The organism is Pseudonocardia pini (assembly GCF_013870575.1).
Classification (GTDB): domain Bacteria; phylum Actinomycetota; class Actinomycetes; order Mycobacteriales; family Pseudonocardiaceae; genus Pseudonocardia; species Pseudonocardia pini.
In genome coordinates this window covers 1-2,475 of the sequence record NZ_JACBXB010000800.1, presented here as the reverse complement: position 1 = coordinate 2,475, position 2,475 = coordinate 1, and the positions used below count along the sequence as shown (strand labels likewise).

Below are 2,475 nucleotides of genomic sequence, written 5' to 3'. Positions count from 1 at the left end.
TCGTCGAGCCGCAGGGGCCGCCCGCTCGCCCCGAGCCCGGCGATCGCGACCCGGACGATCCGCTCGGGGTTGTGCCGGGCGTCCGCCCGCACGGCGATCAGCTAACCCCAGGTCACCGGCAGCGACTCCATGCCGTACACCACGGTGAACGAGCGGAAGTGCTCCTCGTCCGAGGCGGTGCGCAGCTCCGGGAAGCGCGTGAGCAGTGCCGGGAGGGCGATCCGCATCTCCATCCGGGCCAGCGGGGCGCCCAGGCAGTGGTGGATCCCGTGCCCGAAGGCGACGTGCCCCAACGCGCCCCGCCGGACGTCGAGCCGGTCCGGGTCGCCGACCAGGGCCGGGTCGCGGTTGGCGGCGGGCAGGGACAACATCACCAGATCGCCCGCGGGGATCGGGGTGCCCGCGATCTCGGTGTCCTCCGTGACCACCTTGAACGTTCCACTGTGGACGATCGACAGCCAGCGCAGCAGCTCCTCGATCGCGGGGCCCACGGCCTCCGGGTCGTCCCGCACCAGGGCGAGCTGGTCCGGGTGCTGCAGCAGGGCGAGGGTGCCCAGCCCGAGCATGTTCGACGTGGTCTCGTGCCCCGCGATCAGCAGCAGGTTCGAGATCCCGATCAGCTCGTCGTCGCTCACCTCCGGCCCGTGCTCGCGGATCAGCATGCCGATCAGCTCGTCGCCGGGGTCCGCGCGCTCGCGCGAGACCAGGCTCGCCATGTACCGGCGCTGCTCGCGCTGGGCGGCCATCCGCTCGGGCATCGGCAGCGAGAGGTCGAGGAGCTTCCCCGAGCGGTCCTGGAACTGCGCGCGGTCCTCGTACGGCACGCCCAGCAGCTCGCAGATCACCAGGGACGGCACCGGCAGCGCGAAGTCGGCGACCAGGTCCGCGGGCGGGCCCTTCCGCTCCATCGCGTCGAGGTGCTCGTCCACGATCGCCTGCACGCGCGGCTCCAGCCTGCGCATCCGCCGCCCGGTGAACTCGCCGGTCAGCAGCTTGCGCAGCCGGGTGTGCTCCGGCGGGTCGTGGGCGAGCAGGTTGCCCGCCTGCATGCGGGCGATCTCCTCCGGGCTCCGCTCCGGCATCCCGGGCATCGCGGCCCCCGGCTGCCAGACGTTGCTGAACCGGGCGTGGTCGCCCAGCACGTCCCGCACCTCCGACCAGCGCGTGACGAGCCACGGCTCGATCCCCATCGGCGTGCGCACCTTCCGCACGCCCGCCTCCTCCCGCAGCGCGCCCAGCTCGGGCACGGGGTCGAAGCGGTCCCGCCGCATGTGCAGCGGGAGGGTGGGTGTGGCGGACTGGGTCATCGGTGCCTCCCCGATCGGCGTCGGACGAGAGTCGACTCTCACACGACGCGCCTCATCCGGCTGGGGTTCCGCTGAGGCGCGCCTGAGACCGGTACAGGTCCCGCAGTAGCAGGACCTCCGCGCCGTGGTGGATCGCCTCCCGGTGGATGTGCAGCACCAGGGTCGTCATCGGGTACTCGGCGTACGGACCCTCGGCGGGTCCGACCGGGCGGGCGAGGGCCTCGGCGTCCAGCTTCTCGACGCCCTCGATCCAGCCCGTGTACGCGGCGTCCAGCTGGGCGAGGGCCTCCGCGGCCGTGCCCGCGTAGGCGTGCGAGTCGTAGGAGACCGGCGGTCCACCGAAGTGCGAGGCGGTGCGGGCCCCGAAGACGCCGACGACCACGTGCCCCAGCCGCCACGCGATGCTCGTCACCGGCGGGGGATCGGGCTCGGGGAAGGCGAAGTCGATCCGGAAGTCCCCGCTGCCGACCTGCAGGTGAGGCGCCTCCGGGCTCCCGGCCGGACGCACGGACCAGCCCGGCGCGGGCTCCCAGAGGTACTCCTCGTCCGTCAGCCCGACGAGCTTCGGCCGCAGGAACCCCTCCCAGTGGAAGGTGAGCTGCTCGGCCAGTTCGGTGGTGAGGGTGCGCGTCATGCCGTCGGAGGCTAGGGGAGACCCCCGACGGTTTCCGCGCGGCGAGCGGTGGGCAGCGCCGGAGCGCTACCCACCGCGCAGGGGAAGGGCCGCGGCTACGCGGTCCGCAGCGCCAGCGTGGCGCGGAAGACCTTGGTGCTGTTCGACCCGAAGTGCGTACCGTTGACGACGGCGGCCATCGCCCCACCGGAGGCGTAGGTCAGCGACATCGTGGCCCGCCGCGCGTCCAGCCGGCCGATCACCTCGACCTGGGTGGACGCCGTCGACCCGACGGAGCTGGAGGCCTGCGCCCGGAACGTGCCGTTGCCGTCCATCCGGCCCACGAGTGCCGGGTAGCCGTCCGGCTGCACCATCAGGAAGGTGCCGTCCGCGCGGATCTGGAACACCGTGCGGCCGAGCCGCGCCTGGCTCGCCGGGCCCCACTGCGGCAGGCCGGAGACCAGCTGGAAGGAGGTCACGCTCCCGGCGAAGGTCACCGCCTGGGGCGTGGCCATCGACCTGCAGTACGACCACATCGGCCGCAGGCTGGCGAAC

The 2,475-nt window shown here is 73.3% G+C and carries 3 protein-coding genes; all 3 read right to left on the bottom strand.

The window, feature by feature from the left end; genetic code table 11:
• Positions 1 to 101: 101 nt before the first annotated feature.
• A complete protein-coding gene (locus H5J29_RS29135; RefSeq protein WP_181784184.1) occupies positions 102 to 1,307 on the bottom strand; it encodes a cytochrome P450 in 1,206 nt (401 codons plus the stop codon).
• Between the two features lie 52 nt (positions 1,308 to 1,359).
• Positions 1,360 to 1,941, bottom strand: coding sequence for a DinB family protein (locus tag H5J29_RS29130; protein ID WP_181784183.1), 582 nt, complete (start codon positions 1,939 to 1,941; stop codon positions 1,360 to 1,362).
• Positions 1,942 to 2,036: 95 nt separating this feature from the next.
• Positions 2,037 to 2,475: hypothetical protein (locus tag H5J29_RS29125; protein ID WP_220188076.1), on the bottom strand; the 439-nt coding region annotated here is incomplete at its 5' end.

What these genes read in the sequence shown, in the direction of transcription:
- H5J29_RS29130 (WP_181784183.1), bottom strand. Translation starts at nt 1,941, where the DNA reads ATGACGCGCACCCTCACCACCGAACTGGCCGAGCAGCTCACCTTCCAC.
- H5J29_RS29135 (WP_181784184.1), bottom strand. Translation starts at nt 1,307, where the DNA reads ATGACCCAGTCCGCCACACCCACCCTCCCGCTGCACATGCGGCGGGAC.